Annotated in this window: 24 protein-coding genes and 4 pseudogenes; 11 read left to right on the forward strand and 17 right to left on the reverse strand. The window is 58.7% G+C overall.

The features are described 5' to 3' along the window. Positions 1-1,093 (reverse strand): annotated as a pseudogene (locus JCM12296_RS06705) (NAD(P)/FAD-dependent oxidoreductase); the annotation flags it as partial. A 254-nt stretch (positions 1,094-1,347) separates the two neighbouring features. Between JCM12296_RS06705 and JCM12296_RS06715 the strand changes: the two are divergent. Next, a pseudogene (locus tag JCM12296_RS06715) lies at positions 1,348-2,666 on the forward strand (sigma-54 interaction domain-containing protein). Positions 2,667-2,798: 132 nt separating this feature from the next. On the opposite strand, the gene JCM12296_RS06720 reads toward JCM12296_RS06715, so the two are convergent. The 5 genes from JCM12296_RS06720 to JCM12296_RS06740 form a co-directional block, all read right to left on the reverse strand. Continuing rightward, positions 2,799-3,458 (reverse strand): DUF1638 domain-containing protein, encoded by a 660-nt coding sequence (locus JCM12296_RS06720; RefSeq protein WP_054691209.1) that lies wholly within the window; start codon positions 3,456-3,458, stop codon positions 2,799-2,801. Positions 3,459-3,496: 38 nt separating this feature from the next. Then, complete coding sequence (locus JCM12296_RS06725; RefSeq protein WP_054691210.1) at positions 3,497-3,979, reverse strand: flavodoxin family protein; 483 nt, start codon at positions 3,977-3,979, stop codon at positions 3,497-3,499. A gap of 28 nt (positions 3,980-4,007) precedes the next feature. Next, on the reverse strand, positions 4,008-4,370 hold the full coding sequence (gene trxA / locus JCM12296_RS06730; protein ID WP_054691211.1) for a thioredoxin: 363 nt from the start codon (positions 4,368-4,370) through the stop codon (positions 4,008-4,010). Positions 4,371-4,690: 320 nt separating this feature from the next. Then, positions 4,691-5,563, reverse strand: a complete 873-nt coding sequence (gene galU, locus JCM12296_RS06735; protein WP_054691212.1) for a UTP--glucose-1-phosphate uridylyltransferase GalU — start codon at positions 5,561-5,563, stop codon at positions 4,691-4,693. Positions 5,564-5,614: 51 nt separating this feature from the next. Further along, a complete protein-coding gene (locus JCM12296_RS06740; RefSeq protein WP_054691213.1) occupies positions 5,615-6,676 on the reverse strand; it encodes a branched-chain amino acid aminotransferase in 1,062 nt (353 codons plus the stop codon). Between the two features lie 168 nt (positions 6,677-6,844). Here JCM12296_RS06740 and JCM12296_RS06745 point away from each other — a divergent pair, with 168 nt between their 5' ends. The 3 genes from JCM12296_RS06745 to JCM12296_RS06755 are packed head-to-tail and all read left to right on the forward strand — an operon-like array spanning position 6,845 to position 9,468. Beyond that, entirely contained in the window at positions 6,845-7,591 is a 747-nt protein-coding gene (locus JCM12296_RS06745) for a glycerophosphodiester phosphodiesterase (RefSeq protein ID WP_054691214.1), read from the forward strand. A 59-nt stretch (positions 7,592-7,650) separates the two neighbouring features. Further along, positions 7,651-8,388: an enoyl-CoA hydratase/isomerase family protein gene (locus JCM12296_RS06750; protein WP_054691215.1), complete on the forward strand. Its 738-nt coding sequence runs from the start codon at positions 7,651-7,653 to the stop codon at positions 8,386-8,388. Between the two features lie 3 nt (positions 8,389-8,391). Further along, the gene (locus tag JCM12296_RS06755; protein ID WP_054691216.1) at positions 8,392-9,468 is read left to right on the forward strand and encodes a DUF1786 family protein; all 1,077 of its coding nucleotides are present in this window, start codon (positions 8,392-8,394) and stop codon (positions 9,466-9,468) included. A gap of 15 nt (positions 9,469-9,483) precedes the next feature. Here JCM12296_RS06755 and JCM12296_RS43685 read toward each other — a convergent pair whose 3' ends face one another. Next, the gene (locus JCM12296_RS43685; RefSeq protein WP_246804049.1) at positions 9,484-9,645 is read right to left on the reverse strand and encodes a hypothetical protein; all 162 of its coding nucleotides are present in this window, start codon (positions 9,643-9,645) and stop codon (positions 9,484-9,486) included. On the opposite strand from JCM12296_RS43685, the pseudogene JCM12296_RS43690 reads away from it, so the two are divergent. After that, positions 9,601-9,813: pseudogene (locus JCM12296_RS43690) on the forward strand (hotdog fold thioesterase); the annotation flags it as partial. The gene JCM12296_RS43685 and the pseudogene JCM12296_RS43690 sit on opposite strands and share 45 nt — an antisense overlap. Positions 9,814-9,933: 120 nt before the next feature. Here the strand turns inward: JCM12296_RS43690 and JCM12296_RS43695 are convergent. From JCM12296_RS43695 to JCM12296_RS06795, 8 genes are all read right to left on the reverse strand, one after another. Continuing rightward, entirely contained in the window at positions 9,934-11,760 is a 1,827-nt protein-coding gene (locus tag JCM12296_RS43695; protein WP_246804039.1) for a cysteine peptidase family C39 domain-containing protein, read from the reverse strand. Then, positions 11,649-11,972: a hypothetical protein gene (locus JCM12296_RS06765; RefSeq protein WP_054691218.1), complete on the reverse strand. Its 324-nt coding sequence runs from the start codon at positions 11,970-11,972 to the stop codon at positions 11,649-11,651. The genes JCM12296_RS43695 and JCM12296_RS06765 overlap by 112 nt, the downstream gene beginning before the upstream one ends. 11 nt (positions 11,973-11,983) lie before the next feature. Further along, complete coding sequence (locus JCM12296_RS06770) at positions 11,984-12,211, reverse strand: hypothetical protein (protein WP_054691219.1); 228 nt, start codon at positions 12,209-12,211, stop codon at positions 11,984-11,986. Beyond that, complete coding sequence (locus tag JCM12296_RS06775) at positions 12,211-12,672, reverse strand: hypothetical protein (protein WP_054691220.1); 462 nt, start codon at positions 12,670-12,672, stop codon at positions 12,211-12,213. Before JCM12296_RS06775 ends, JCM12296_RS06770 begins: the two co-directional genes overlap by 1 nt. A gap of 32 nt (positions 12,673-12,704) precedes the next feature. Beyond that, entirely contained in the window at positions 12,705-14,648 is a 1,944-nt protein-coding gene (locus tag JCM12296_RS06780) for a hypothetical protein (RefSeq protein ID WP_157067421.1), read from the reverse strand. A gap of 212 nt (positions 14,649-14,860) precedes the next feature. Further along, positions 14,861-15,493, reverse strand: a complete 633-nt coding sequence (locus JCM12296_RS06785) for a GAF domain-containing protein (RefSeq protein WP_054691222.1) — start codon at positions 15,491-15,493, stop codon at positions 14,861-14,863. A gap of 416 nt (positions 15,494-15,909) precedes the next feature. Continuing rightward, positions 15,910-16,410, reverse strand: a complete 501-nt coding sequence (ssb, locus tag JCM12296_RS06790) for a single-stranded DNA-binding protein (RefSeq protein WP_054691223.1) — start codon at positions 16,408-16,410, stop codon at positions 15,910-15,912. 47 nt (positions 16,411-16,457) lie between these two features. Continuing rightward, positions 16,458-17,567 carry a DUF362 domain-containing protein gene (locus JCM12296_RS06795; protein ID WP_054691224.1) on the reverse strand — a complete coding sequence of 370 codons (1,110 nt, stop codon included), beginning with the start codon at positions 17,565-17,567 and terminating at the stop codon, positions 16,458-16,460. Between the two features lie 192 nt (positions 17,568-17,759). Between JCM12296_RS06795 and JCM12296_RS50245 the strand changes: the two are divergent. From JCM12296_RS50245 to JCM12296_RS47140, 3 genes and pseudogenes are all read left to right on the forward strand, one after another. Next, positions 17,760-17,969 (forward strand): annotated as a pseudogene (locus JCM12296_RS50245) (hypothetical protein); the annotation flags it as partial. Positions 17,970-18,201: 232 nt separating this feature from the next. Next, positions 18,202-18,747, forward strand: a complete 546-nt coding sequence (locus JCM12296_RS06805; protein ID WP_172683790.1) for a hypothetical protein — start codon at positions 18,202-18,204, stop codon at positions 18,745-18,747. Continuing rightward, positions 18,663-18,977: a hypothetical protein gene (locus tag JCM12296_RS47140; protein WP_172683791.1), complete on the forward strand. Its 315-nt coding sequence runs from the start codon at positions 18,663-18,665 to the stop codon at positions 18,975-18,977. The genes JCM12296_RS06805 and JCM12296_RS47140 overlap by 85 nt, the downstream gene beginning before the upstream one ends. A gap of 18 nt (positions 18,978-18,995) precedes the next feature. Here JCM12296_RS47140 and JCM12296_RS06815 read toward each other — a convergent pair whose 3' ends face one another. Further along, positions 18,996-20,693: a glutamine--tRNA ligase/YqeY domain fusion protein gene (locus tag JCM12296_RS06815; RefSeq protein WP_054691228.1), complete on the reverse strand. Its 1,698-nt coding sequence runs from the start codon at positions 20,691-20,693 to the stop codon at positions 18,996-18,998. A gap of 278 nt (positions 20,694-20,971) precedes the next feature. Here JCM12296_RS06815 and rlmN point away from each other — a divergent pair, with 278 nt between their 5' ends. Further along, complete coding sequence (gene rlmN / locus JCM12296_RS06825) at positions 20,972-22,015, forward strand: 23S rRNA (adenine(2503)-C(2))-methyltransferase RlmN (RefSeq protein ID WP_054691230.1); 1,044 nt, start codon at positions 20,972-20,974, stop codon at positions 22,013-22,015. A 260-nt stretch (positions 22,016-22,275) separates the two neighbouring features. Next, on the forward strand, positions 22,276-22,467 hold the full coding sequence (locus JCM12296_RS06830) for a hypothetical protein (RefSeq protein ID WP_054691231.1): 192 nt from the start codon (positions 22,276-22,278) through the stop codon (positions 22,465-22,467). 160 nt (positions 22,468-22,627) lie between these two features. Here JCM12296_RS06830 and JCM12296_RS06835 read toward each other — a convergent pair whose 3' ends face one another. Continuing rightward, entirely contained in the window at positions 22,628-23,188 is a 561-nt protein-coding gene (locus tag JCM12296_RS06835; protein ID WP_306303976.1) for a nitrite/sulfite reductase domain-containing protein, read from the reverse strand. A 603-nt stretch (positions 23,189-23,791) separates the two neighbouring features. On the opposite strand from JCM12296_RS06835, the gene JCM12296_RS06840 reads away from it, so the two are divergent. Beyond that, positions 23,792-24,892 carry an extracellular solute-binding protein gene (locus tag JCM12296_RS06840; RefSeq protein ID WP_054691232.1) on the forward strand — a complete coding sequence of 367 codons (1,101 nt, stop codon included), beginning with the start codon at positions 23,792-23,794 and terminating at the stop codon, positions 24,890-24,892. The last annotated feature ends 6 nt before the right edge of the window (positions 24,893-24,898 follow it).

Genomic DNA, 24,898 nt, shown 5'->3' on the forward strand with positions numbered 1-24,898 from the left:
GCCCGGGAACGGCTCTTGATGGTGACCGCCACCGCATCGAAACCGGCCCGTTCGGCTTCGGCGATGCTGAGGCCGCTACGGGCCACTTCCAGATCGAAGACCTTGAAAACGGCCGTGCCGGCCACCCCGTCCAGCTCGGCGGGCGTGCCGCAGACATTGTCGGCCACGGCCCAACCGGCCCGGTTGGCTCGCAAGGCCAGGGGAATCCAGGTCTTCTCACCGGTTACCACGTGAACGGCATCGGCGCAGTCACCGGCGGCGAAAACCGACGGATCCGATGTGCGCAGCCGCCGGTCGACGGCAATGGCATGCGCCGGTCCAAGTTCGATGCCGGCCGCTTCGGCCAGTTCGCTGTTGGGATGGATGCCGATGGCCACCAGGACCATGTCGGCCGAAAGCGTTTTGTCCTCGCAGACCACGGTATAGGCGCTGTCGGCGGGTTCAATGGCCTTGACGGCATGGCCGGCATGCAGGCCGACGCCATGGGCCGCGAGTTCGGCCTGGACGACGCCGGCCAGTTCCCGCGGCATCCAGGGCAAAAGGTCGGGACCGGGCTTGACCATATCGACCGCGATATGGCGTTCGCGCAGGGCCTCGGCCATCTCCAGGCCGATATAGCCCATGCCGATGATGACCGCTTTTTGCACCGTTTGGGCTTTCAGGTAGGCTTTGATGCGCTTGCCGTCGGCCAGGCTTTTCAGGGCCACGACGCCGGGCAAATCGAATCCCGGCAGGTCGGGGAGGATGGGACGCCTCCCGTGGCGATGAGCAGCTGATCGTAAACGAAGCGAAACGGTTCGCGGTTGTGGCCAATGGTTCCGGAAACCGTCCGGTTTTGCCGATCGATGGTCTCGACCACGTAACCGGTAAACAGATCGATCCCCTGCTTTTGGCGAAACACGTCCGCCCGGCGGACCACCAGGTCCTCCATTTCACGGTCCGCGTCGGCGATGTTATATGGCATGCCGCAGGCGCTGTAGGAGACATCCTCGGTTTGTTCCAGAACGATGACCTCCATCTCCGGGCGACTGCGCTTGGCCCGGCTTGCCGCACTCATTCCGGCGGCATCTCCTCCGATGATGACGAATTTCATGGGTTCTCCCTTGGTTTTTTTTCTGTGTTGAAACACGCGGATGTTATACGTTGGCGACCCCCTTCCGGTCAAGATGGGCGGCAAGGGCTTGACCCGATGGTGAATTTGAGGCTACACAAAAAGGGTAACGCCCGGTAACGCCAACGTAACGCAACCCACTCCCAGGACCGCCCATGAGCCCAAAGACACATGAACTCTGGAATGCCCGTTTCATCAATCGCATTATCGACGCCATGGCCGATGGCGTCTTCACCATGGACGATCAGGGCCGGATCTCCTCCTGGAATCCGGCCATGGAACGCATCAGCGGTTATGCCGCCGAGGAGGCATTGGGCAAGACCTGTCAGATCCTCCAGTGCAGCCGTTGTTTCGGGAAGAACTGCCCGACCAGCATCGCGCATTGCCGCATTCTCGAAATCGGTCAGTCGGAAGCCAAGGAGTGCCTGCTGCGCCATAAGGACGGCCACGATGTGCCGGTGATCAAGAATGCCAGCGTCGTCAAGGACGATGCCGGGCATTTCATCGGGATCGTCGAGACGGTGACCGACATGACCGAACTGAACCGTGCCCGGGAGCGGGCCGAGGCCGCCGCCCTGCGACTGGCCGAAGTTCACCAGATGAACAACATCATCGGCCGCAGCCACGCCATGCAGCAGGTCTTCAGTGCCATCCGCATGGCCGCGGCCAGCGAGGCGACCGTCCTGATCCTGGGGGAGAGCGGTACCGGCAAGGAGCTTGTGGCCGGGGCGATCCATTTCAACAGTGACCGGCACGAGGGGCCGATGATTACGGTGAACTGCAGCGCGCTGTCCGAAAACCTCCTGGAAAGCGAACTGTTCGGCCATGTCCGGGGGGCCTTTACCGGCGCCAACCGCGATCGCATGGGACGCTTCGAGGAAGCTTCCGGCGGAACGATTTTTCTTGATGAAATCGGAGAGTTGAGCCCCTTCATTCAAGTCAAGCTCCTGCGTGTGCTACAGGAGCGCGAGATCGAGCGGGTGGGCGATTCGCGCAAACGCAAAATCGATATCCGCATCATCACGGCGACCCACAAGGATCTTTATCGCCGGGTGCGCGAAGGACATTTCCGGGAAGACCTCTATTACCGCCTGAAGGTATTTCCGGTTCATCTGCCGCCCCTGCGGGAGCGCCGCGAGGACATTCCGCTGCTGGTCGACCACTTTATCCAACGCATGAATCGCAAGACCGGAAAAAAGGTGGCGCGCATCTCCCACGAAGCCCTGCGCATTTTCATGGATCACCCTGGCCGGGGAATGTGCGTGAGCTGGAAAACGCCATCGAGCATGCTTTCGTGCTGTGCGACCGCGAGCAGATCGAAGCCTCGGACCTGCCCATCGAAATCCGTCAGCCCCTTACGGCAGCGGCTTGCTGCCCGCCAACGACGGCAAGTCCCCCCAAAAGCGGACCGCTGACCAAACCGGAACTGCTGGCACTGCTCGAGGAATGCGGCTGGAACAAGGCCGAGGTCGGCCGCCGGGTCGGGCTGAGTCATACTGCCATATGGAAGTACATGAAAAAATGGGATATTCCTTTAAAACGACCCACCGAATAAGCATTTGCCCTGAATACCGGTAACGTTATGCGTTGCAGGCGGCTTGGGCAGGTTTCATCCCTGCCGTGGGTTTTGGATGCCGGATCAGGTCCGGCATCCAAAATCGACACCTGGCTGTGACCCTGAGTGGTTCTAAGCGGCTGCGTGAAGCTTGTCAGCCTGGTCCAGCAGCAACTTTTTAAACCGGTCGAGGCTGACCGGCCAGGGGATGATCGGAATCCCCATCCAGTCGGCATATTCAAGGAAATCCTCAGGCTTTTCGGCCATGTAGGTGTCCATATAGCCCACGCCGTCGAGGATGATGGCGCCGCCGGTATGCTTGGGAAAATTTTCATTGGCCAGGCCCTTGTCCCAACCCTTGAACACCTCCTTGCGAAACTTGATCCATCCGGGGGTCATCCACCAGACGGGTTCTCCGCCGGCGGCCTCGGCCGCGATCCGCTCCCGTTCGGCCTCACTGGCAATCATGTCCATGCAGTGCGTCGCTTCGATGCGCGCCACCGACGGTCCCTGTTCGGCAATGATGGTCTGCATCAATCGCGTGGGCTGATCCACGTTTACGTAGCAGAACTTTCCGCCATAGACCACGATCACATAGGGGGTCTTTTGCCGGGCGCGCTCGATTTGCCGGACCAGCTGACGCTCCAGTTCCGGAATGTCCTGGTGCAGTCCGGGGGTTGTGTACAGAATCTGGGGCGTGTCCAGAAACCCCTCCTTTTTCAGGTGGTTCAACTCCAGGCTCAGCGTGCCGCAGGATACAATGGAAATATCTTCGAATCGTTTCTGGGTCATGGTGCCCCCTTATGGTAACGTTACGGTTTCAGCAGCCCTTATGCCAATAGTTGTCCCAACGCAGCCTTGAGATGCTCGATATCGGCGCTGTCGGGGTGTCCCACGGCCTTGTCCGCGTCGGCGATCCAGGCCGGCGCGTCGGGTCTGGCCCTTACTTTTTCGAGAACCTTGGGATTCACCTCGCCATAGCAGTCGAAGCTTCCGGCGAACGTGGCGCCATCGGCCATGGCCTGCGCTGCCGTCATGGCGGATCGCGCATGCTCGGAATCCGGGTTGGCGCCATGGGTGGCGAACAGAAAGACGCGCGCATGGCCGTTGAGTTTTTTCAAATAGGCCTGGGATTTGGGGTCCGGTTGGCCGGCCTGCAGCCAGAAGCCGAGGGCGACAAAGTCATAATCGCCGGGATCCGGCGCCTCGTCGACGCTGCTCAGCGAGGCGCCCGGGGGCAGGGACTGGTAAACGGCTTCGGCGAGTTTACGGGTGTTTCCACTTTGGCTTGAATAAACCACGAGAGATTTCATGCATGCTTCCTTTCTTTATTTTTGCCCATCAATTCACGATGAACGGGGTTTTCGGGGTTTCGCCGGCCAGTGCACGATTGATCGCCTCCTCCACCGTTGCGCGGGAGGCCAGGCCGGTGATGGTATCGACCGGCTGGCCGGCCTGGAAAAGCATCAGGGTCGGAATCGCCTTGATGCCGTAACGCATGGCAATGGATTGATTTTCATCGACATTGCACTTGGCGAAGATGATTTGAGGGCCGTATGTGGCGGCCAGATCGGTGAATACCGGCGTCATGGCCTTGCAGGGGCCGCACCAGGGCGCCCAGAAATCGATGATAACGGGTTTGGATTGCTGAAGTACCTGCTGGTCGAACTGATTTTCCTGAATTTCAACGATGGCTTCGGACATGATTCAGATCCTCCTCATGGCGATGGTTGGTTTTTCATCCGATAAGGTTGGTCTATCCAACGAAGTCAGATGAGGGCCCCGGCATGGCAGGCATGGGACGCCATGCCGGGGCGCGAGGAAGTGAGCATAGGTTGAGTGAATCAAATGGAGGTTTTGATTGCCTTGCTCGTTAAAACAAGAAAGCAATCCATATGCCATTTCACAATAAAGATGGGTGGAGGTGGAGAATTTTAGCCGGAGGGAATGGATGCTGGGTGGTACGCGGCGGTTTTTGCAGCGCGCCCGAAAGATTTTTCCGGGCGCACCGGGGGTGAGAACGGTTACACGGTCTTGAGCAGATCCTTGAGAAAGGGCAGCAGTTGTTCGCGTATCTCCGGCCGTTCCATGGAAAAGGCCAGGTTGGCCATCTGAAAGCCGGCCTTGTTGCCACAGTCAAACCGGCTTCCCGAATAGCGATAACCATAGATGGCCTGGCTTTCGAGCAGGCGGGCCATGGCATCGGTGATCTGGATCTCGCCGCCGGCACCCACTTCCTTACCTTCCAGGATGTCGAAAATTTCCGGGGTCAAAATGTAACGGCCGATGATGGCCAGGTTGGATGGCGCTTCATCGGGCTTGGGCTTTTCCACCAAACCGCGAATCTTGGTGACCCCATCGGTCAGGGGCGGCGCATCCAGAATGCCGTACTTGCTGGTGTCTTCCTTGGCGACCTCTACGACGGAAACGATGGAGGACTGCAATTCGTCGAATTTTTCGATCATCTGCTTGAGGACGGGTTTGTCGGCCTTGATCAGATCGTCGGCCAAAAGGACGGCGAACGGTTCCCGGCCGACGATGTTGCGGGCGCACCAGATGGCGTGCCCCAGCCCCAGGGGTTGGTTCTGGCGGGTGTAGATGATCGAGCCCGAGTCAGGGATCAACGCATGGATCGCCTTCAGCTCGGAATCCTTGCCCCGGGCCATGAGCATGTGCTCCAGTTCGCAGGAGTGGTCGAAGTGGTTTTCGATGGCCTGTTTGCCGGCGCCGGTAATGAAGATGATTTCGCTGATACCCGAGGCATAGGCTTCTTCAACCGCATATTGGATCAGGGGTTTGTCCACGATCGGAAGCATTTCCTTGGCCATGGCCTTGGTGGCCGGTAGAAACCGGGTCCCCAGGCCAGCCACGGGAAATACGGCTTTTCTGACTTTCATGGAGCCTCCTTACGCAATAAGGTTTGTATCATCGATTCGCTTTTAAAACCGTCAAACGGTTTCGATCCAGCCCTGGGGGCCCTCGGCGAGGCCGTACTGGATATTTTGAATGGTTTCGAAGAGTTTATGCGCCAACGGCCCGACCTGGCCGTCAGCCACGCGCAGCACCGTGTCGCCGTATTTCAGCTCACCGACGGGGGAGATGACCGCAGCGGTTCCGGAACCGAAGATCTCCTTCAGATGGCCGGAGGCGTGGGCGTTGACCACCTCGTCGATGGTGATCCGTTTTTCGGAGACCTTGAGCCCCCAGGAACGGCCCAGGGCCAGCACCGAGTCACGGGTGATGCCCGGCAGGATGCTACCGGACAGGGCGGGGGTGATCAGTTCGTCGTCGATGACGAAGAAGATGTTCATGGCGCCGACTTCTTCGATGTATTTCAGCTCCACCCCGTCCAGCCAGAGCACCTGGGTGTAGCCGGCCTTGTGGGCCTCCTCGCCGGCGTACAGGCTGGCGGCGTAGTTACCCATGGTTTTGGTGTCGCCGACACCGCCCCGCACGGCCCGCACATGGTCCTTGGTGACCAGGATTTTGACCGGGTTGAAGCCCTCCGCATAGTAGGCGCCCACCGGGGAGAGAATCACGAAATAGCGGTAGGTGTGGGACGCCCGAACGCCCAGGAAGGGGTCGGTGGCGATCACGGTCGGTCGAATGTAGAGCGAGGTGCCCGGCGCCGAGGGAACCCAGTCTTTTTCCACCGTGACCAGCTGCTTGAGGCTGTCCAAAAGGAAATCTTCGTCGATTTCGGGGATGCAGAGCTTGTGGTTGGAGTGGTTCAGGCGTTTGAAGTTTTCGCGTGGCCGGAACAGCTGGATGCCACCTTTTGGGTTGCGATAGGCCTTGAGTCCTTCGAAGACCCCCTGGCCATAGTGCAGAACCATGGTGGAGGGGTCCATGACCAGCGGCGCGTAGGGCTCGATACGCGGGTCGTACCATCCCTTTTCGATACTGTAATCCATGTTGAACATATGATCGGTGAAGATGGTGCCGAATCCCAGCTTGTTTTCATCCGGTTTGGTTTTCAGCTGCTCCGCTTTTTTGATGGTGACTTGCATTTGGGGTTCTCCTCGGTGCGTGACACGCTCTCGATCCGGTTTCCGGATTTCAGGAATTTAAATATATTAAAATTGTTTGAGAAAGTTAATGGTAGAACAAATTCTGGATATTAGGTACACTCATTTTTCGCTTGAATCAAGATAATCAATGCGTTTCATGGCATATCGATGAATATCGATCACATTCCCAGGCCGTTGTATATTGCCCACCGGGGCGTTTGCGCGCGCTACCCGGAAAACACGCTTGCCGCTTTCAGGGGCGCCATCGACGCCGGCGCCCATATGATCGAGCTGGATGTCACCCTCTCCAAGGATCGCCGGCTGGTGGTCATTCACGACGAGACGGTCGACCGCACCACCAACGGCCAGGGCGCGGTCAACGCCCTGACGCTTACCCGGCTCCAACAACTGGATGCCGGCAGCTGGTTTGATTCGCGCTTTGCCGGCGAACGCCTGCCGACCCTGGCCCAGGTCCTGGACGCCGTCAAAGGCCATCTTTGGGTGAACATCGAGATCAAGCCGGAGGCCTTTGAAAAAGAGGGCCCCATCGATGCGGTGGAGCGACAGGTCTGTGATCTCGTGGTCGCCAAAAGGATGCGCGATGCGGTTCTGATATCCAGTTTTGAATGGCGGGTATTGGAAAGACTGCGTCTTCTGGATGCCCGGATCGCCATCGGCCTGCTTTCGGAAGGTCCCGCGGATGAGCATCTGGGATACTGGCAGAAACGCCTTGGCGCCTTTTCCTGGCACCCGGATTACCGGGTTCTGACCCGGCCCCAGGTGGACGCCGTCCACGCCATGGGCGCATGGGTGTTCCCCTATGCCGTGAATGGACGCATCGACACCCGGGGACTGTTGGCCATGGGCGTCGACGGGCTGATCACCGACGACCCCGATCAGATGCGGGTGGCCTGATGTGCTTGCCGCCCGTTTTTTAAGCTTTGCCTGTTTTGCCAACTGGAAGGAACTTCGCCATGGCACCTCCCGTATTGTTGGATGTGAACGGTCCGGTGGCGACCATCACGCTCAATCGCCCCGAACGGCGCAACGCCATCAACCAGCAGATGTTGGTGGATCTTTACGGCATGCTGGAAACGGTGGCTGCCGCCGAGGCGATCCGCGTGATCATTGTCACCGGCAACGGTCCCTCTTTTTGTGCCGGCCTGGACCTCGACGCCGTCGGCCGGGAAAATCTGTTCGACCCCCGTGGGGACGGCCGGGATCTTCCGGAATTGATGCGGGCCTGTAAGAAACCCGTCATTGCCGCCGTCAGTGGCCACGCCGTCAATCGCGGATTCGAACTGGCCTTGAACTGCGATTTTATCATTGCCGCTGAAAATGCCCAGTTCTCGGACAACTATGTGCGTGTGGGTATCCATCCGGGCTGGGGCATCACCCAGCTTTTGCAGCAGACCGTCGGCCAGCGCCGGGCCAAGCAGATCTCCTTCTCCTGCCAGCCGGTTTTCGCCCATACGGCGCTGGCCTGGGGCCTGGTCAATGAGGTCCTGCCCCGGGAACTATTGCTTGATCGGGCCAAGGCCATTGCCGCCCAGATCGTCCAGGCCGACCCTGAGCTGCTGGTGACCATCAAGACGTTGATCGAAAATTGCAACCGCGACCCCCTGGAGAAAGCCCTGGATACCGAGCGCCGCGGCTTCAAGCAATTTCTCAAGGAGCAGATCGACCGGTTTACCCTGACACGAAAGGAATAGCCCATGGGACGCTATTTACTGTTGGATATCGGTGCCGGCACCCTGGATATCCTGTACTACGACACCGAGAGTGCGTTGCATTACAAGGCCGTGGTCCGATCACCGGTGCGGGTGCTGGGCGATGCCATCCGGCAGATCCCTGGCGACCTGATCGTGACGGGCGGTGAGATGGGCGGGGGCGCGGTGTCCCAGGCCCTGATCGAGCGGGCCGAAATCAACCGGGTGGTCATGGCCGCGTCGGCCGCGGCAACCATCCACCACGACCGTCAGCGGGTTTTGGCCCATGGCATCACGGTGGTCGACTCCGCCGAGGCCGACCGTCTGAAAAACGATCCCCGCTTTGGGCATGTCCACAGCGCCGACCTGCAACCCGAGCGACTCAAATCGCTCGTCGAGGGGTTTGGCGTGCCTTTCGCTTTCGATGCCGTGGCGATCTGTGCCCAGGATCACGGCGCGGCACCCGCCGGCGTTTCACACCTCGATTTTCGTCACAACCTGTTTACCGCGGCCCTGGAAAAGAACCCCGTCCCCCAGGCCCTGCTCTACCGTTCCGATCAGGTTCCGGCGACCATGAACCGCCTGACGACCATCGCCCGGGACGCCGCGGCCCTGCCCACCGAGCGGGTCTATGTGATGGATTCGGGCATGGCGGCCATTCTGGGCGCATCCCTGGATCGGCAGGCGCGCGACAAAGAGCGCCTCTTGGTGCTGGATATCGCCACCTCGCATACGGTGGGGGCGGCCGTTGAAGCCGGGGTGCTGTGCGGCTTTTTTGAATACCACACCAAGGATATCTCCGCCGAGCTTTTGGATCGGCTGCTGCAGGATTTGCCCGAGGGGCGCCTCTCCCATCGTCAAGTCCTGGATCAAGGCGGCCACGGTGCCTATACGCGCCGGGCCTTCGGTTATGCCGGGGTGCAGATGATCCTGGCCACCGGTCCCCGGCGGCGGCTGATGGCTGCCTCGAGATTGCCGATTACGCTGGGCGCGCCATGGGGTGACAACATGATGACCGGGACGGTCGGTCTTTTGGAAGCGGTGCGGCTGTATGAGGGGTTGGCGCCAATAGAATACATCTGACTGACCAAGGAGACGTTAAATGCCGGAAAAAACCGCGAAGCCGCCATCGATGCGCATGTTCAAAGCGATGCCTTCATGCGTTTGCTGGGGGCCGAAGTCACCATTCTCGCGCCGGGACACAGCCGCGCGGCCCTGACGGTCACCGATCAGATGACCAATTTTCACGGTATCACCCATGGCGGCATCATCTTCGCACTGGGGGATCTGGCCTTTGCCGCGGCCAGTAACTCCCGCGGCCAGACCGCCGTGGCGCTCAACGTGAGCATTACCTTTTTAAGTGCATCAACCCTTGGCGATCGTTTGGTGGCCGAGGCCCGGGAGTGCCATCTGGCCGGTCGGACCGGGCTTTACGAGATCACCGTGGTGGAAGAAACGCGCGGCACCCTGATTGCCCGCAGCCAGGATCTGGTTTACCGAAAAAAGAATGGTTTGTCCCTCCGGAGGATGCATAGTCCCGGTGCTGCGTTACGGATCCATGGCCAAACGGATCCGATAAAGATCCAGGACCTTGGCCTTGTCGGCGGGGATCAGGGCCGGATCGCGGGCTTGGATATCCGCCAAAAGGCGCACAATATGCCAAAAATCGGCTTCGGCGCCGCTAAATTCAAGCGTGGATTTGTTCAACAGCGGTAGCAGCAGCTGCGCGGCGCGAGCGGGATCGCCCGCATCCACCAGGCCGACGGCTTTGAAGTAGTATCCCCAGTAGGAGCCCCCATCATCGTTGTTTGCGATACCGATGAGGTTGTCGGCAATGGATCGCACTTCCGCCGGGTCACCGGCCTGGAGGGCCGTCGCCAGGCGCATTCTCACCAGCCGGTCATGGATCCAGAAGTTTTCCTCCTCGATGTGGTGCTGATAGTGCTGAAGGAGCTGGCGGGCCCTTTCCGGTTGGTGGTGGAACAACAGGTAGACCACCTGGCGTTCCGTGACGCCCCATGACGTGGACCAGGGTTGGTTCAAGAGCGGTGCGACCGTTTGATCCCATGCTTCCGGATGCCAGGGAAGAGAAGAAAAACCGTTCTCGTGGAAGATGTCGTCGTTGAAAACAAGGGCGTCCAAACCGGCCGCTTCGGCCGCGTGTTGCCGGTTGCCGTCCGGCCAGTAGTTCTTCCTGGACGCGTAATAACGGTTGAGCACCGTTTTTTGATAGTCCTGGTAGGCCCTCTGGTGGTCGAAGAGGGCCGGTGCCACGGTCCGCACCTTTTCCACATCGCCGCTTTTGACCACAACGCTCATCAGAAAGCCGTTGCGCAGCCACTCCTGCTGGAAGTCAAAAAAGGGTGCATCGTCCCAGCGGTTCAGCTTGGCGGTGTTGTAGCAGAAAAAGATGTCCATCTTGGCATCATAGCCGTACAGCGTGTAGACATGGCCGGGGATGTAGATCAGCACCGGATAGCCCGCCTCCAGCAGGCGGATCAGGGTCTGGCGGGTCTGCCAGAAGGTGGTGATCAGCTGATAGCCGCGGCGGTTCAAAAAGGTGTCGGCCTTCCAGATGAAGGTCCCTTTGTCAAAGCCTTCCTTGATGGCATAGCTGAGTGCCCGGGTAGGGGTGGCCTGTTTTTCATAAAAGCTTAAAATCACGGCCAGTGAGTTGGGAAAGCAGGAGGCCGCCTGCTCGAAGGTGCGATGCCTGACCGAGAGTATTTTTCTTCCACGGACCGGCAGTGTTTGGTTCTTCCGGTAACTCTCCACATAGCGACGGGCTTTTGCGTAGACGGCGAAATCCTCCGAGTAGTCGCTGATTACTTTTTTGAAGGCCGTGATGGCCGCCTCGTAATTCCCGTCGAGAACGTTAAGAACGCCTTGGCGATGGTTAAGGGCTGCCAGCAGCGGATCATGGTCGATATAGGGTGCCGCCTTGGCATACCAGCGTTTAGCCGCGTCGATATTGCCGCCGCCCTCCAGAAGCGATGCGGCGGTCAGGTTCAGGGTGGTCGTGTAGCCGGACATGAGCATGGCGTGCAGCATGATCAGCGGCATGGCCAGGGTGACGGCGGCCATGCTTCTGGGCAGGCCATGCGCGACACCGCCGGGTATGAAAAACAGTGCTGCAAGCAGTACTGCCAGAGCGGTGAAGGTGTAAAAGAGCAGATCGGCCAATTGCGGTGTATAGGCGATGGGGGTCAGGCGCTGCAGGGGGTAGACAATCAGCGTCAGGATCATGAGGCTGGCGATGATGATCAGATAAATCGCCATGGCCAGGGACCGGTTGAAGGCGCCCAGGTCGCGATCGAAATAGTTGCTGCCGCCAATCCCGTAAAAAAACCGAAAATGGCACCGACCGGAAGCCACATGGTGAAGGTGCTGGCCGCCGATGAGAAGTAGACCATCACATACTCACCGAAAAGCCAATAATTGATGGCCTGGACGCCCTTGGAAAGACCGAAAAAGACGATTCCCATGAAGATCATCCAGGCCAGACCGCGAGAAAAACGGATTTTGGGGCGGGGCGTGGGTTGGCCGGATCGGGTGGCCGCCGTGGTGGACCAGTTGAGGGTGATCACGCCGGCGATGATCAGGCCATCAACACGCCATAGAAAATCCGGGTCCAGATGGGATTGGCCGCAAGACTCAGGCTCAATCCGGCACAAAGCAGTAAGAGTATCAGCGGAAGAAAGGCCAGGATGCGGATCAGCGGGTAGGTTCGGCGATGCGACCAAAGATGGATGAACAGGAACGCCGGCCCGAGAACAATCGCATAGATGGCCAGCTTCCAGCCGCTGAGAGGATGGCTGGTCTTCACTATAAACCCTCCGGTGACGGATAAAAATACGCTTCGTTCAATGGTTTTTGAAAATAGGTCGAGAGCAGGTGATTGGCCATGCAATCATGGCTGTCCCGATCGAGAACGGCCTCGAGACGTTTGCGGGCGGCTTCGTCCCGGCCGTTTTTGATGTCCTCTAACGTCTGGGCATAGACCCACAGCCCGGCCTGCCGACTGGGCGGCACGCGTAGGGGCGCAGGCTTGCGGTCCAGTTTCAATTGGGCCACTCGATGCCAGAGTTCATATTTAGAATTGAATGGATGCCGGGCATGGGCAATGCCCAAGTAATATTCCGCATCCGCGTAATGTCCCATGAGATACAATCGACGACCGATCTGGAGGGCTTCCTGGCATGCGACCATGTTGGTGGATACGGGACGCGGGAGGGCCAGGTCGAGAAAGAGTTGCGGCCGTGTGACGGCCAGGTGGTTCTCTTCCAAGCTGTGGGCCAGGGCGATGCGGTCCCAATCCCTCAGCGGTCCGGTTTCGCGGAGGATGGCCTGGGCGCCGTCGAGCCGCGCGGCCCAACTTTCCGCCGAATTGAAGTCTTTCGGGTTGGGGAACAGGCGCTCGTCCAGGGCCTTGGGCGTGATTTGATCGTAGAGCCGGACAACGCTGAGCAGATAGCGGGCAAATGCCGATTCAGGGACGCTGGCAGGACTTTCGTCAAGCGTCTCGGGCGTCGGGAGGATTGGGAAACCCTGGCGGTGGCGGTTTTTATTTCCCGAAGGGATGTTTTGCCCAAACGGTCCATCAGGTCCGGTTCCAGGCCGCTCGGGGTCATCACGAGCATCGGTTCACCGATTTGGGGAACCAGGGTGGCCAGGTAGTCCAACGCGAGCGGGACCATCTGGCAGGCCAGGATGGTTTCGCGAAAATGCCGGGCCTCTCCGGCGTCGAAAAGGGTCTGAATCGCCGTTTGCATCGGTCCGCCGACCTCGACCCGGAACCAGGCGATCCCTAACGCATCGTCACGGAAGAGCAGGGCGCTCCATCGGATGCTGCCGGCCAGGGGCAGGCGCAGGATCGGAACCCGTCCTTTCCGGAGCAGCGCATCGATGGTCTCCATGGACGGCGGGACGAAATCGAGTCGGTGGTTGGTGGCCAGGGCCACATACTGCGCGTCGTAGGGCGTGTCCATTGCGGGCAGGCGGCCGGACGCCGACTTGGGCAGCCGGGCCTTGAACGCGGCGACGATTTCGGAGAGATCCGATGTCTGCAGGCGTTCCTGCTGGATCAGGGCGCTGAAAAACACATCCCAGTCTTCGTCCATCGGCCGAAAAAAGGGCAGTTTTGGTGGCGCGGGGCCGCTTGCCCCCGTATTTCCACGGGACAACTGGGCCTTCAGGCGGCAAACATCGTCGCCGGCCATACAGAGCATGGCTCCGTTTTTTTCCATACCGGTCATGATCTGCGAAAGCATTTCGGGCCGGCCGCCGATCAAGGCCTCGGACGCCAGGGTCCGGAGGCGGCGCAGGGTCGTGTGACCACTCTTGAACACACCCTGATCCGGAAAGAGCAGGTTGTCGGCGGGAAGTGCCAGGGGCGGGCGTTTTCCATGGTCGTAATAGTGGGCCAGGTAGGCTGCCGCGGTTTTCTGGGGGAGCCCCCAGAAGCAGAGCCAGAGAAAGAGGAAGGAGAGCATCTTGGTGCAGGTCAAAAGGGCATAGCGCCGCGTGAACTGGCCGAAGGAGATGGCATCCCAATAATCCAGGGCCAGGATGGCGGCCAACAGGACCGCGACCGCTTCCATGACGACGCCCCCTGAAAGACCGAGCCATTTGCCGGCGATAAAGAGCAGGATGTTGATCTGGGTGACGATGACGAAAAAGCAGGCATACAGGATGACCAGCCGGTTCAATGAAATATCCTTTGCCGTGTTGGTGGCATAGCCGGCAAAGACCGCCAGGGTGCCGATGACCAGGATGGCGATCCGCTGCCACAAGGGCACAATGGCCATGCCTGCCGTGGCGGCGGTCGGGGCGTCCTTCATTGCCATCAGGGCGATTTCCGGCAGCACGCTGATCAACGTCAGAAGGGCCACCAGAAACAGCAGAAGCCTGATCTGTCGGGGGGCCAGCCGGCGGGTCCGGCAGAAGGGTTGAAAACGAGCGATGTGACCGCGGTTGAGCAGGATGACAACAACCCCCGAGGCCATCGGCAGCAGCATCCACAGACGGCCGGCCATCGGGAGCAGGACTTGAAGGACCGCGGAGACGAGCAGGATTCCCAACAAGAGCAGGATGACACCCAGATGGAGAAATCCTTTTTTCAATGTGAACCGCCTGACCCGTAAAAGGGCGAAATAGGCGGATATGGGAAACAGAAACAAATTCAGGATGACCCAGCACCGGGTTCCTTGTTGTTGCCTGCGCTCCTCGATCGGGCATGCTTCGGTCAGGACGGTCTCGGACATGATTGATTTCATCGTTTCGCTGTTCGTCAACGGTTATGCTTCAATGGAACATGGAACCATCAGACCTATCGGTACGAGGGCGCGTTTCTTAAGCGAAAGATGGCCATAAGAGAGAATCCGGAGGAAATGGGATGGGCTGCGGCCGAAGCACAAACGCTTCGGTTTTGTCTCCGGCCGCGTGAAAAAGACGACCTCGGTAATGCGTGAAACCGCTATGCCTCGGCCTGGTGGGCCATCTCATCGTTGGAAAAACTTTTGGGCACGCCCTCGTAGGGTGTTCGTCGTTTGAACTTCAACGTTCGGGGGTCACGCATGCTCTTGAGAATATCGATGCTGTCCTTGTAGCCCTTGTTGACGCGGCACAGTTCCATGGCCATGCCGACCACCTGGGCCACGGCCTGGACAAAATTCACGTCGTTCAGCCCGAATTCCCAAGGCTCGGCCGTATAGACCCGCAGACACCCCATAATGTGATCACCGATCAGGATCGGCACCGAGAGGATCGAAGCGATGCCCTCTTTTTGCGCGGCATCCGGATACTGAATCCGCGGGTCGTCGCTGACGTCGAAGATGGCGACCGGCTGGCCATCCTCAAGGGACGACGAAATCGATTTGAGTGCGCTCACCGGCCCCTTGTCCAGGTATTCGCGGCTGAGGCCGAAACTGCCGGCCAGGGACAGCGCCTCGCTTTTGCGGTCGAACAGAAACAGGGCACAGCCTTTTACGCGCAGGGCGCTGGTGATCCCTTCGACCGAAATCAGCACGATCTCCTCGGGATCACGAATCATCGAAATGGAACGGGTGATGCGGACCAGGCTTTCGTAGTTGATAATCGGTTTTTCCATGGCGACCTCCTTTGGGATAGGGAAAAATTGGAAGAATGCCGGCCATCGATGGCGGAAACCGGGCATCATGGGCATCAACGGCAAGTGAGCGGCACAGAAGCGGATAGGCGATGTCAGCGTTGCGGTGGGCGGATAAAAAAACGATCGACGAAGGCGAACGTTTCAAGGCATCGGTCACGTTTTGCGGAGGTACGATGCAAAGCCGTCTGGACATGGACAGGCGCAATCGATGGGGCTGGTATAGAGAAATGTCTCATATATCCGCATGAATTGCAAGCCCTGGTATACCCGTGATTTCGGGTGCCGCCGATGCAACGTTCCCAAGATGAAGGCTGCCATGGGCGGGGAACGCCGATTTTGAAAAAAAGCCCCGCTAAACAGGGCTTTTCATTCCATGGGAGAAGTTATCGACCGAGTCAGAACGGGATGTCATCTTCTTGGTCGTTGGGGTAGGGCGGCGATGGGTAGCCTTGATCCTGGAAGCCATCGTTACTGCCGCCGCCGCTGTTCGCACCGCGACCGCGGCCCTGTGGGGGGCCACCGCTGTAGCCGCCACCCCGGGCACCGCCCCCCTCTTTGGAACCGAGCATCTGCAGGGTTCCGCGTATGTCGACGACGACTTCGGTGGTGTAACGATCCTGGCCGTCCTGGCCTTGCCACTTGCGGGTCTGGAGTTTGCCCTCGATGTAAACTTGGCGGCCTTTGGAAAGATATTCCCCGCAGATCTCGGCCAGCTTGCCGAACACCACCACCCGGTGCCATTCGGTTTTTTCCCGGCGTTCGCCACTGTTTTTATCCGTCCAGGTTTCCGATGTGGCCACCGAAAAAGTGGCGATCGGCCGGCCATCGGCCGTATACCGGATTTCTGGATCCTGCCCCAGCCTTCCCACCAGAATGACTTTATTGATTCCTGCCATGCATCTCCTTCCTTTCATGGGCCGCGCCTTCGGCCCGTTGTTGCGTGTTAGCGTTTGCTGCGCATCCACTCGATGATGCCGCCGACCAGCGGCGTTTTCGCCCGGATGGCCGCATGGGGGCATACCTCCAAACAGCAGTAGCAGCGGATGCAGGTGTCGGTGTTGAACGAAATGCTGCTATCGGCATGCGTAATGGCATCAGCCGGGCAGTATTGCCAGCATTCTCCGCACAGTTTGCAGATGCGGGGGTCGACCGTCGGCCGCTGGATGACGAACCGGCGCATGAAGCGGCCCAGGAATTCCGGCCCCATGGTCAGGGAACCCATCTCCGGAAACTGAAAATCGTTGATCCCGGCGAAATCGCCATCAACTTCCGCCTGACCATCGTAAACGCTCAGTTCCATGGCATTGCGCTGGGTTTCGAGGGCCTCGGGCGCCAGGCCCACATACCGGCAGATCACTTGATCCACCGCATGGCCGTTCTTCCCGCCGAAAAGTAGGCCAAGCGCCCGTGGGGTGCCGCTTTTCCCCGGTCCCTGGCCTTCCATGGCCAGGATGCCATCCACGATGGTATAGGCCGGCCGGATCGCTTCGAAGATGCTGACAATCAGGCGGCCGAACAGGTGCCGGTCAACGCCGGCGCGCATGTGCCATTTGGGCTTTTCCAGCCCCACAATGCAACCGAAAAGATTCTTGACCCCCAGGGTAAGCGTCATCTGGGCGTGGGTTTTGAGCTTTGCCAGGTTGATCACCACATCGGCTTCCATGGCGTCCCTGGCCACATCGATGGTACCGAAGGGTTCGCCCACATCCACCGGAATCGTCTCTTCAAAGGGGCGGAGCGTTACGTCGAGCCCCTGGAGGGCTTCCGCGTACCCGCCCTTTTTCAGCAGTCTGGCGAAGCTGCCGATGGCCGGACTGTCCGAGATTTGCACGTGCGCTCCGCTATCCAGGGCGATCTCGGCAACGGCACGCAGGATCAACGGATGGGTGGTCAAGGCTTTGTCGGGCGCCGCCGGCTGTAAAAAATTGGGTTTCAGCAACACCCGGCTGCCGGTCGTAAGGGCCGGCACCGCCTCCGGGGAAAGCATCTCGGAGACGATTGCGCGAATGGCCTGGATGTCGTAAACTGCCGGTCGAATTAAAACGCTGGACATGCTCCGATGCTTTCCATTTGCCGTCAGACCCGCTGCATTGCAGTCGGCCCTGGCGACAATCGTTTGGTTGCCAGGGGTGCAATGAATTCGCGCAGGGTCGATGGACCCGGATGCGCATGGCTGGCAACTTAGTATCGATGCCGTGCTTAATCAAGACCAATCAGGACCGCTGTCCGTCATGGTGGCCATCCGATGACCGAGTTTGTGCCAACAAAACACGAAAACCGGCGACCCCAACCCGAAAGTATCGATAAACGGCTTCGTCGGCATGTGACCGGCCGGATACGGGATTATTTTGCGGTCACGCCGCCCGGATTCGAGCGACTGTGCCGCCGGGAACTGGTCGACCTGGGCATGGATCCGGAGGCAATGACCATCGCGCCGGGCGGTGTGGGGTTCAGCGGGCGTCTGGTGGATTGCCAGCGGGCCAACCTGCACCTGCGCACGGCCACGCGTATTCTCATGCGCATCGATACCTTCACGGCCACCAACCTGCGGCAGCTGGAAAAAAAAAACGGCCGGCATCGCCTGGGAGCTGTTCCTGGCGCCCCATGCGATGCCAAGGGTGAGGGCGAGCAGCCATCAATCACGATTGTACCATACCGCCGCCATTGCACAGACGATTCAGGCGGGCATGGCACGGCGGTTGAACGGACCGCTGCAGCCGGAGACCCCTTCCCAGACCCTTTTTGTGCGTGTCGTGGAGGATCGCTTCAGTCTCTCCCTGGACAGCAGCGGACCGGCCCTTTACAAACGCGGCTACAAGACCGGGGCGGCACGGGCACCCATCCGGGAAACGCTGGCGGCGGCGATCCTCATGACGGCAGGGTACGACCCGGCCAGACCGCTGGTGGATCCCATGTGCGGGGCCGGTACCTTCTCCCTTGAAGCGGCGATGATGGCCAAGCATGTGGCCCCGGGGGCAAACCGTGATTTTGCTTTCATGGGCTGGCCGGCGTTTGCGGCCAACCCTTGGGCGTTCCTCAAGCGGCAGGCCCATCGCCAGATGGTGGTGTTGGATCGGCCGCGGATTTTTGCTTCGGATTTGGATGCGGACGCTGTGGCCGGCTGCGTGATGCCGTTGCCGGAAGTGACTTGGCCGATGCCGTCCGGGTTTCTCAACAGAATTTTTTCGATTGCCGCGGCGACCAGTACGGCGATTGTCCCGGATGGGTGGTGATCAATCCGCCCTATGGCATCCGGTTGGGATCCGCCCGGCGGTCAGCGGATCTGTTCCGGGCGATCTGTGCCCATCTTACGCGGCATTTCAAAGGGTGGCATGTGGCCCTGATCGCGCCCCGGAAGGAGCTGCTCCGGCATTTGCCTTTTCCGGCGCAACAATGGCCGCTGCTGCATGGCGGCTTGAAGCTCACGCTGCTAATTGGGCTTCTCGCCGCCGACCATCCATAGAAAAGAAGAAATAATGAATCAGGCGCCCTTTTTCTGCAGTTTGGCCCAGGCATCCCTCAGGGTCACCGTGCGGTTGAACACCAGGCCCCCGGGTTTGGAATCCTTGGCATCCACGCAAAAATACCCCATGCGTTCGAACTGGCAGAAGTATCCCGGACCGACGCCGGCCAGGCAGGGTTCGAGCTTGCAGCCCGTGAGGATTTCCAAGGCCTTGGGATTGAGAAAATCCTTGTAGGTTTTGCCTTCCGCTTTCTCGTCGGGGTTGGCCTTGTTGAAAAGGCGGTCGTAAAGTCTCACTTCGGCATCCACCGCATGGGGCGCCGATACCCAGTGCAAGGTGGCCTTCACCTTGCGGCCGTCCGGCGCATCACCGCCGCGGGTGGCCGGATCATAAGTGCAGCGCAATTCGACCACCTCGCCGCTATCAGGATCCTTGATCGCCTCCCTGCAGGTGATGAAGTAGGCGTAGCGCAGCCGTACTTCCCGGCCGGGTGCCAGCCGGAAGAATTTCTTGGGCGGATTTTCCATGAAGTCGTCGCGTTCGATGTAAAGCTCGCGGGAGAAGGGGAGCTGGCGGACACCGGCACCGGGATCCTCGGGATTGTTGATCGCCTCCAGTTCCTCGGTTTGGTCTTCGGGATAGTTTTCGATGACCACTTTGAGGGGCTTCAGGACGCCCATCACCCGGGGGGCGCGCAGGTTGAGATCCTCACGGATGCTGTACTCGAGAAGGGCCATGTCCACCACGCTGTCGCGTTTGGCCAGGCCGATGCGATCGCAGAAGTTGCGAATCGACTCGGGGGTGAAGCCCCGTCGCCGCAGGCCACAGATGGTGGGCATGCGCGGATCGTCCCAGCCGCTCACATGGCCTTCCGCGACGAGCTGGATCAGCTTGCGCTTGCTCAGCACGGTGTAGTTCAGGTTCAGGCGGGCGAATTCGATCTGCTGGGGATGGCAGGGCGCCGTGACGTTGTCCAGCACCCAGTCATAGAGCGGCCGGTTGTTTTCGAACTCCAGGGTGCACAGGCTGTGGGTGATGCCCTCCAGGCTGTCCGACAAGCAATGGGTGAAATCATACATGGGGTAAATGCACCAGACGTCGCCGGTGCGGTGGTGACGGGTCTTGCGGATGCGGTAGAGGGTCGGGTCGCGCATGATCAGATTCGGGTGGGCCATGTCGATCTTGGCGCGCAGGACGTGGGTGCCGTCGTCGAATTCGCCGGCGCGCATGCGCTGGAAGAGATCCAGGTTCTCTTCGATCGTGCGGTTGCGCCAGGGGCTGTCCTTGCCCGGTTCGGTCAGCGTGCCGCGATGGTTACGGATCTCGTCGGCGCTCAAATCGTCCACATAAGCCTTGCCGGCACGGATCAGCTCGACGGCGAATTCATAGAGCCGTTCGAAATAATCCGATGCATAGTAAAGCCGCGTATCCCAGTCAAAGCCCAGCCAGTGGACATCCTCCATGATGGCGTCCACATATTCCACGTCTTCCTTGGTGGGGTTGGTGTCGTCGAAGCGCAGGTTGCAAGTCCCATGATAGGTCTCGGCCATGCCGAAGTTCAGGCAGATCGATTTGGCATGGCCGATGTGCAGGTATCCGTTGGGTTCGGGCGGAAATCGGGTGGCCACCCGTCCGTCGTTTTTATGGGCTTTCAAATCCGCTTCGATAATGGCCTGGATAAAATGGCTTCCCGATGAAGAGGCGTTGTCGGTCATCGTATCGTTCCTCTGGCACGCTATGGGTGCCGGAAAGGGTTGTCTGGGGCGGCCTCGCCGATCATGACGGCGCCGGGCGGACCTGAATATGGCAAAAACCCAGAAGGGTGTCAAACCGATATAATCAGCGGAAATGGGAAAAGCGGCGACCACCTGTCCACGGGTGCCGGCCGGCAACTTCACATTGATTTTTTGCTCGGTTGGGGTACCCTGTCAAGGCTGAAAACCGAACGCATGCCGACAACGCCGAACCCTGAGAATCCGGTAATGAACATTTAATGAACATTCTCGACCAGACCCACGATCAATTTGCCGAATCCTTTTTCCAGCGTTATGGGAAGCGGACCTTCTACAGCACGCCCGTTTACCATCAGGTGATGCATTGCGGAAGCGTCGACCTGGACCGGCTGAGTTGTTTTTCCCGTTTGCCGGCGTTGGCCGGACAGTTGCGACGTGACTTGGTGCTGGACACGGGGCGGGTGGTGGCCCAGGCCAAGGACCATGGGGTGGTCAAATTCATCACCCGTCTGGCCGACGGCCTGGATATCGAGTCGGTCATCATTCCCATGTTCCGGCGATTTACCCTGTGTGTCTCCAGCCAGGTGGGTTGCCGGATGGGCTGCCGCTTCTGCCGGACGGGTCGCATGGGGCTCTTGCGCAGCCTGACCACGGCGGAGATCGTCGGCCAGGTCCATACGGCCCGCCACCGGTTGGGCGTCGACGTGCGGAATGTGGTTTTCATGGGCATGGGCGAGCCGCTGGATAATCTGGATAACGTGATGCAGGCGATCCGGGTGTTGAGTGACCAACGCGGCATGGATATCGCCCGGCGCTACATCACCGTCTCCACCGTCGGTCTGATTGGGGGAATCGATCGCCTGGCCGGCATGGACGGTACACCCGTGAACTTGGCGATTTCCTTGAACGCGCCGGATGATACGCTTCGCTCCCGGCTCATGCCGGTGAATCGGGCCATGCCCATGGCACCCTTGCGAGAGGCCCTGTTGCGCTATCCGCTGGCCAGGAAAAGCGCCATTTTCGTGGAATATGTGTTGATTGACGGCGTCAACGACCGCCCGGAGCACGCCCTGGCCGTTGCGCGCTACCTGGCGCCGCTGCCGGTTAAATTGAACCTGATTGCCTACAATCCGGCACCCGGTGATGCCTGGAAGGCGCCCTCGACGGAATCGTACACCCGTTTTCGTGATCGGTTGGTGGCGGAAAAGATCTTCGTGAGAAGACGGGGTGAAAAGGGGGGGCGCATCATGGCGGCTTGCGGCCAGCTGGGGGGTGCCGCTGCCGGAAGCCCTGAGCAGTTGTGAAATTAATTTCTTATTCTCCTAATATTTAGGAAGTCCGCTTCATAACCAACCGCAAAACTCTTCGCTTTTTTCTCGCCAACGCTTGTCGTCAAAGGCTCGTAAAACAATAACCTATTGAATTAAAATGAATATTTTTTGGTTGTCGATTTTTATGGGGATTGTCTTTGGATTGGCACTTCTATTGCTTTTTAAGGCAAGTACTGACGCAAAAATTTTTCAAAGACGCTACGGTTACCCGAATTTATAGCAGGAGATTGAACATGAAAAAGACCACCGCCGCCATCGCCCTGATTCTTCTCTTGGTGATTTTTCCCTTCCTGGGATCGGATGCTTTCGCCGATTTTGTCGGCAGCGGATCGCTGCCGCTGCATGTGTTCTCCGAACCGCTGGTAATGCTCCTTTTTGGCGCCACCCTGGTCGGGTTTGGGTCCGGGCTGAGAAAAATCAAATAAATTATCAGGCACGGCCTTGAACAAAGGGCCTTGAGACTTATGTTGATAAACAGCCGTCGGGAACAGCCATCGACCCGACGGTAAAAAACCCTCCAATAAAATTAGGGGCGACCGTTTTCAGACAGCGGTCTCCCCTTTTTTATTTCAGTGGTCCGACTGATCAGACCAAAGCGTCCTGAAACGGTTTCAATCCCAATCGATTGATCACTTTGCCCAGGCGCTCGCCCTTATTGGCATTGGCGATGTAGTATTGAATGGTCTTTTCGATGGCCGTCATCACCTGCTGATCATCCAGACCGTTGACCAGCTCCTGGGCAATCCGTGGCTCGGCTCCGACATTACCACCGATAACCATCTGCCAGCCCTCTTTCTGGCCGATCAAGCCGATATCCCGGACCCAGGATTCGGAGCAGGCCAGATGACAACCGCTTACGGACATCTTGAATTTTCCGGGCAGTTCCATGCTATGATATTTTTTATCCAGCGCCATTCCCATTCCCAGCGCATCCTGTTTGCCAAGCCGGCAGAAGGTGGTTCCCGGGCAGGCCCGCACGCTGCGTACACAGAGTCCGACGGCCGCGCCCTTGTCCAACTGCAGGTCGTTCCAGACCCCATCGATATCCTCCTCTTTGAGGCCCACGATGGTCATTCGGGTGGCGCCGGTCAGCTTGATCGCCTGGGCGCCATATTTTTCGGCCACATCGGCGATGGTGCGCAGCAATTGAGGCGTTACGACACCACAGGGATATGGGGGGCAATGGCGTATGTTTCCTTGTCCCGTTGCAGGATTGCGCCTTTTTCACCTAATTTGAGCATGCTCAACCTCCTTGCCATTCTGATTGTGATTGTAAAACGAAGGGTTAACGGACTACCGACGGGCGGGCCACCACCGGGTAGCGGCGCTTTTCGCCCGACGTATCAAACAACATCTTGTCTCGTGTGAATGCCTCATGCGTCTCATACGGTAAAGCCGTATTTATTGCAAACCTTATGCTCCGCTCAAGGCTTGTCCGCCGAGCTCATCGAATCCTAACCGTTATCATCGATATAAGCCTTCAATCGACATTTGGATTTTTGCATTTGGCATTGGTTGATCCCAAACACCGGGTCGCTGGTCACACTGACAAGGAGGATGAAATCCAAATGCGATTGCCTTGGATGGTGGCGGGTTTCAGCTTGACGCGCGGAACAAGTGGCCATACAGTGAAAAAATAATTCTTTGCCGACACCATACCGCCATTTCCCATTCGACCCCCTACCGGTTTCCGGGAAGCGGGGTATTGCTACCCATCATGTACGTTCCAACCAACCGAAGGAGTGCAAAATGAAAAAACTGACATTTTTATGTTTGGCCGTTTCGCTGGTGGTGGCTTTTTCTCTGCCATGTGCGGCGGAAACCCTTGAACTGTTGACCTGGGAAGGTTATGCACCCAAAGCCCTGATGGACAAATTCGAGCAAGAGACGGGCATCACGGTAAAACCCACCTATTCGAACAACGAAGAGATGATCGCCAAACTGCGGGCCACCCGCGGTGCCGGTTTTGACCTGGCCCAGCCCAGTCAGGACCGGATCGCCTCCGTCCAGGAAAAGTTCAAGCTCTATCAGCCCATCGATTATTCCAAGGTCGATACGGCCCAGATCGTTCCGTCCATGCTCAAGGCGGTGAAGAAAAATACCCTGGTGGGCGGCAAGAGTTATGCCTTGCCTCATATCTACGGTACCTCGGGATTGATCGTGAACCGCAAATTCGCCCCCGAAGCCGCCGATTACAGTGATCTGCTCAACCCCGCCTACAACGGCCGGATCAGTTACCGGCTCAAGCGCCCGACGCTGATCGGCGTCGCCTTTTCCATGCACCAGGACCCCTTTGCGCTTTACGGCAACCCGGATCGCTACCAAAAACTGATGGAGCAGGTGGGACAGAAGCTGATCGATGGTAAGTACCTGGTAAAAAATTATTGGACCAATGGGGATGCTCTCCTGCAAAGCATGCGCTCCGGCGAGGTATATGTGGCCATGGCTTGGGACAATGGCGGTTGGAAGTTGCACGCCGAAAATTCGGACATCGATTTCGTGGCACCCAAAAGCGGTGCCCTGGGATGGATCGACACCTTTGCCATACCGGCCAAGGCGAAAAACGTGAGTGCGGCCTACAAGTGGATCAACTTCATGCTGAAGCCCGAAAATGCGGCGGTTTTCACCAATGCGGAGAAGTACGGCACCGCTTCGGCCGGTGCCATCGAATTTTACGATCCCGAGGTCAAATCCAATTTCCAGCGTTCCTTTTCCCAGGCCGACATTGACAATATCAAATGGTACCCACCGGTGCCGGCCAAACTGGAATCCATCGAAGGCTTGATTCTGGACAAGGTAAAAGCTTCCAATGAATCGGTTCCGGCCTCTGAGCGAAATAAGTCTGAGTGAAATAAG

Origin of the sequence: Desulfosarcina cetonica JCM 12296, from assembly GCF_001311845.1 — a bacterium.
GTDB classification, from domain to species: Bacteria; Desulfobacterota; Desulfobacteria; order Desulfobacterales; family Desulfosarcinaceae; genus Desulfosarcina; species Desulfosarcina cetonica.